Raw genomic sequence first — 4,775 nt, forward strand, 5'->3', positions numbered from 1 at the left:
CCGATCGAAGAAACTCAAGCAATTCTGAATCTATTGGCGATCGAGTTGGAGGTTGGCACAAACGACGAAGTTAAGTCTATTCTTTATGCTCTCGACAATTTAGCTAAAGGTAAAAAAGTTACCCATAACGTTATGGGTAACTTTGAAGGTCGCCAAATCATCGTCGCTCAAGTCATAGCCGATAATGCCAAAGGCATGAACTGGCGGTCGTTTGTGAATAATCGATTGCCATTGCTCAATCTGCCCGATCTGGTGCTAGACTCAATTCTCAAGGGAGAGCTTGAATATACGAAAGGACAAGCAATTGCTAAGATCGATGACCTCGATCGGCGAGCAGAAATGCTGGAAATGGCGATTGAGCAACACTGGAGTCTGACCCAGCTTAAAGAACAGATTAAAAGTACTCAAATTTCTCCACCACCCATTAATCTCGAACCCAAGCAGCGGATTCAGTCCACCCTCAAAAAAGCAACAAGTATCAAGGTGTGGCAAGATCCACAGAAGTGGAAGAAAATCGATAAACTGTTAGCTCAAATCGACGACCTGTTGGCTCAATAACTTCAAGCTATAGAACTTTAGCTGAAGAATTTAACTAATCCAGATCGCCCAAATTCTCCAGTAATAACTCCACCTGTTCTCGCTGCTCGGATAAAAAATTCTCACACTGTTGCAATGATTCCACCGCTACTGCGAACTGACTGAATACCTCGCTCAATTCTAGCCCCCCTCCCTCGATCGCCGCTAATATCTCCTCCACTCGCTCCACCGCTTGCTCATAGTTCCACTTCTGCTTTTTTGCCACCATCGATTTCAACCACCCTTAATTTTGCCTGACCTTTACCAAACTGAACCGATAACTCTGTTCCAATAACTAACCCTTCGGCTTCGCGAACGATCTCTCCATTATTTTGCCGTACCAGTGCGTAGCCCCGCTGCAATACCAAGCGCGGATCGAGGGCTTGACACCTTTCTCGTAGGTGTAACTGTTCTTTCTGGGCAGATATTGCAGTCGTCCAGAGATTGCACGCCTGAGCCGCTGCTGAAGACAGCTGAGGCGATCTGCTTCCAGTTCCAATTGTCGATCGGGCTTGATTCGTTCGCATCTGACTCGTAATTGACTTAACTGGTGTTGTCGATCGACTAATACACTCTGCATGGTAGCGCGAAGGAGATCGATCCGATCTAAATGTTCGTCCACTAAATCTTCGAGATCGGGAACGACGATCGTCGCTGCGGCTGTTGGGGTTGTCGCTCGAACATCTGCTGCTAAATCTGCCAGGGACTCATCCCGCTCGTGTCCGATTCCGGTAACGATGGGAATCGGACATTCGGCAATGGCTCTAACTAAAATTTCACTATTGAAGCAGCTTAAATCCTCAGTCGCGCCCCCACCTCTCGCTAGAATTAACACCTCCGCTCGACCGTCGATAATTACCCGCTCGATCGCCCGTTCGATCGAATTAGGTGCTGTTTCGCCCTGAACCGTGGCTGGCGAGAGCAATACTAACACCCCAGGATAGCGAGATAATAGCGTCTTCTGAATATCCCCCCAAGCTGCCGCAGTCGATGACGTAACTACCGCGATCGTTTGGGGGTGAGTTGGTAACGCTTGTTTTCGCTCTAAGTCGAACAGCCCTTCCGATAATAGCCGCTGTTTGAGCCGTTGCAGTTTCAGGGCTTGTAAGCTCTCCCCTAATGGTAAAACTTGCTGCGCTTGGAATTGATACTTACCATGAGGGGCATAAACCGCAATCTTCCCAAAAACGAGTATTTCCATCCCAACTTGAGGTTTGGTTTCTAACTCAGGAATTTGAGTCTTCCATACCACTGCGGGGAGAGCCGCTTTACCCACCTTATCTTTGAGCGTAAAGTAGATTCCTGATGGATGATGGGTTGCGCTGAGGTTTCCTCAGCACTGGACGGGTCTCCCGCCCAGTTGTGCGTTTCACCAAGCAGAGCTGAGAGTTTGCGTCTGAGGGATAACTCTAGGTGACGGTAACTATTGTTGGGTGGCAAACACTTCAAGCCGCAGCGGTTACAGCGATAACCTGCTGCTTGCTTAACTGTGGTGGCAATTTCTGTCCAATTGTTGGGATATTCTAAAGTTAACGCCATATTTTAACTATTTTATCGATCTAAATCGGGTCATTAACGCCGAGCGATTACTATAATCCGACTTAATCTTATCGAAGCGTTCGCTAAATTCAGCTAAACGTCCCTGATGTACTGCCAAATCGCACAAATCTTTGAGTAAAGCCGTAGCTTCATCGTAAGGCTTGGCTTGCTTTAATTCAATTAAATCCACCACCTTCTTCCAAGTTTGAGCTTCTCTTGATGCTAGTGCCTCTAATTCTTTAACTCGCTGTTTTCTTGCCCGCTCCCGTTCTCGATCCTCCTGCGCCGATTTCACAGTATCAGCGAGCGATTGGAGTTCGGATAATAGTCGATGTCCCGCAGTAAATTGAGGAGTAGATTTACCCTTGCCAGCCAATTCCTTCAATCGATTAATTAATTGCAAATCGACATGCGGTTCGCGCCGAACGAGTTTGAGTAAGAATTTTTGTCGTTCGGCTTCTGAAAGCTTAGATAGCAAATCTTCCAGTGGTGCTTCTGAAGTAGCTTGTTGCTCTGGACTTGCCTGCGCCGCAGCCGCAACTAACTCAGGATCGAGTTCTACCAGTTCGACAAATGTCTTCAATGGCTGTGAAAGTTTACTTAGATTAGCAGGAATTTGCGGCTCGATCGGATCTTCATCCAGCACGTATTCCACCAGTTCAGGAGCCATTTTCAGCCAAACCAGATACAACAAACGTAAATCTCCACCCAACAGATCTTCCCGCAACGGCAGCAATTGGGATAACCAACCTTCCCCTTCCACCCATCCAGATACTCCCTCTTCCTGATTAATTTCAATATCTAGGACAATGTATTTAGAAGTTTCGGTAATCGTTATGGCATTGCGTAGAGCGTAAGTTTGAAACAATCTTGGATCGACGATCGCTTTTGGAAATCGAAATATCAGCCGCCAGGTGCCCCAGTTGGCGACGTAAAACATCATGTCGAAGTATTTAGCTAATACCTCTTCTGGCTTGTTGCGAAAGTCCCCATAGTTATAGAGAAAAATCGCCTGAGTTGACGTGAGTTTAACCCGACTGGAGAGTTCTTTAATCTCCGCCCGTTCCTTTGGTGTTAACGGACGGTCGATCGCCTGAAATTCGTAATATTGATACTCACTCATTTGATAGGGGGAAGGGAGAAGGGGGAAGGGGTAAAGGGAGAGCCGATACGATCTAGTCGAACGCCAGAACTGGAAGACCTAATCTGGCTGGTAAACGAGTGTACCTTTTGCCAACTTGGTTTTGCCTGACAGCTAACCCGATCGCCTTATTAGAACCCACCACGATCGCTAATTTCTTCGCCCTAGTTAATCCGGTATACACTAAATTCCGCGACAACAACAAATAATGCTGCATATACAACGGCAAAATTACCACCGGATACTCCGAACCTTGGGATTTGTGGATGCTAATCGACCAAGCCAATCCTAGCTCATTCAAGTCAGCATAGTCATAGATAACTTCTCTCCCCTCAAACTGAATCATTACCTCATGTTCGGTCGAATCGATCGCATTAACTACACCCAGATCCCCATTAAATACCTCCCGCTCGTAATCGTTCTTGAGTTGAATCACCCGATCTCCTACCCTTAAAATATCCCCACCGCGATTAATTTGCGCTTTTTCAGGAGTAGGAGGATTGAGTAATTCTTGCAACACCTGATTCAAATTGCGCGTTCCCACTATCCCTCTGGTCATCGGACACAATACCTGCACATCTGTAACCGGATTGAACCCCAAACTGGGCACAAAATCTCGAATCAGTTCACAAATTGTCTGTACCCCGTGTTCCGGCTCAAATCCGCCATTATGCCACAGACAATCCGATACAGGAGCATCAGAAATTGCTTCCAAAGTGGGATATTGTCCGCGATTGATTTGGTGAGCAGCGCGAATAATCCCACTCTCAAAGCTCTGACGGAATACCTGAGTGAGTCTGACTACTGGAATCCGACCCGACTTAATCAGATCGCCTAACACGCTCCCTGGCCCGACTGAAGGTAGTTGGTCGATATCTCCCACGATCAGTAAATGGGCATCAGTCCGAACCGCCTTAATCAGTGAATTCGCTAGAAATAGATCCAGCATCGAAGCCTCATCAACCACGATCGCATCGTGAGGCAAAGGTTCATCTACACCCCGTTTAAACCCTCTGGTCGCCGGATCGAACTCCAATAGACGGTGAATGGTTTTCGCTTCGATTCCGGCCATTTCTGACAGCCTCTGAGCGGCTCTCCCCGTAGGTGCGGCAAGGGCGATTTTCTTACTCATTGCCTTCCACAAAGCGACAATCGTGCGCGTACAGAAAGTCTTCCCGCAACCTGGGCCACCAGTGAGAATCATCACTCGTTGTGTCGCCGCCATCTCCACCGCTTGCTGTTGTTCGGGTGAGAGACTAATCCTCTGACTTTGAGTGAACCTATCGATCCAACTGCGGACGCGGGGTAAATCTACCGCTTGAGGCTGTTCGAGGAGCTTGAGGATGTTCAGGGCGAGATTCTGTTCGGTGTAAAAGAAGCTAAACCCCGTCCAACTTCAAACCCATAGTTTTCAAAGTATGAGACAATCTGATTCTGAGGAGTAAATTGAGGTCAACGCAAAGATGTTAAGAGTAGACTATGGTCGTTGGGCACAGACAGCTCAAATGTTGAGAGAACA

The 4,775-nt window shown here is 47.4% G+C and carries 3 protein-coding genes and 3 pseudogenes; 1 reads left to right on the forward strand and 5 read right to left on the reverse strand.

The genetic code is table 11. From position 1 onward, the window contains the following. Nucleotides 1-558: pseudogene (locus tag ACEW9J_RS12615) on the forward strand (chromosome partitioning protein ParB); the annotation flags it as partial. Nucleotides 559-592: 34 nt separating this feature from the next. Here ACEW9J_RS12615 and xseB read toward each other — a convergent pair. From xseB to ACEW9J_RS12640, 5 genes and pseudogenes are all read right to left on the reverse strand, one after another. Continuing rightward, the gene (xseB, locus tag ACEW9J_RS12620) at nt 593-805 is read right to left on the reverse strand and encodes an exodeoxyribonuclease VII small subunit (RefSeq protein ID WP_373545472.1); all 213 of its coding nucleotides are present in this window, start codon (nt 803-805) and stop codon (nt 593-595) included. After that, a pseudogene (gene xseA, locus ACEW9J_RS12625) lies at nt 774-1,852 on the reverse strand (exodeoxyribonuclease VII large subunit). Before xseA ends, xseB begins: the two are co-directional and overlap by 32 nt. Beyond that, on the reverse strand, nt 1,798-2,115 hold the full coding sequence (locus ACEW9J_RS12630; RefSeq protein WP_373545473.1) for a hypothetical protein: 318 nt from the start codon (nt 2,113-2,115) through the stop codon (nt 1,798-1,800). Before ACEW9J_RS12630 ends, xseA begins: the two are co-directional and overlap by 55 nt. Nucleotides 2,116-2,122: 7 nt before the next feature. Then, nucleotides 2,123-3,238: a hypothetical protein gene (locus ACEW9J_RS12635; RefSeq protein ID WP_373545474.1), complete on the reverse strand. Its 1,116-nt coding sequence runs from the start codon at nt 3,236-3,238 to the stop codon at nt 2,123-2,125. 52 nt (nt 3,239-3,290) lie between these two features. Continuing rightward, nucleotides 3,291-4,637, reverse strand: a pseudogene (locus ACEW9J_RS12640) (ATP-dependent RecD-like DNA helicase); the annotation flags it as partial. Between the last annotated feature and the right edge of the window lie 138 nt (nt 4,638-4,775).

Origin of the sequence: Chamaesiphon sp. (genome assembly GCF_041737865.1) — a bacterium.
Taxonomy (GTDB): Bacteria; Cyanobacteriota; Cyanobacteriia; order Cyanobacteriales; family Chamaesiphonaceae; genus Chamaesiphon.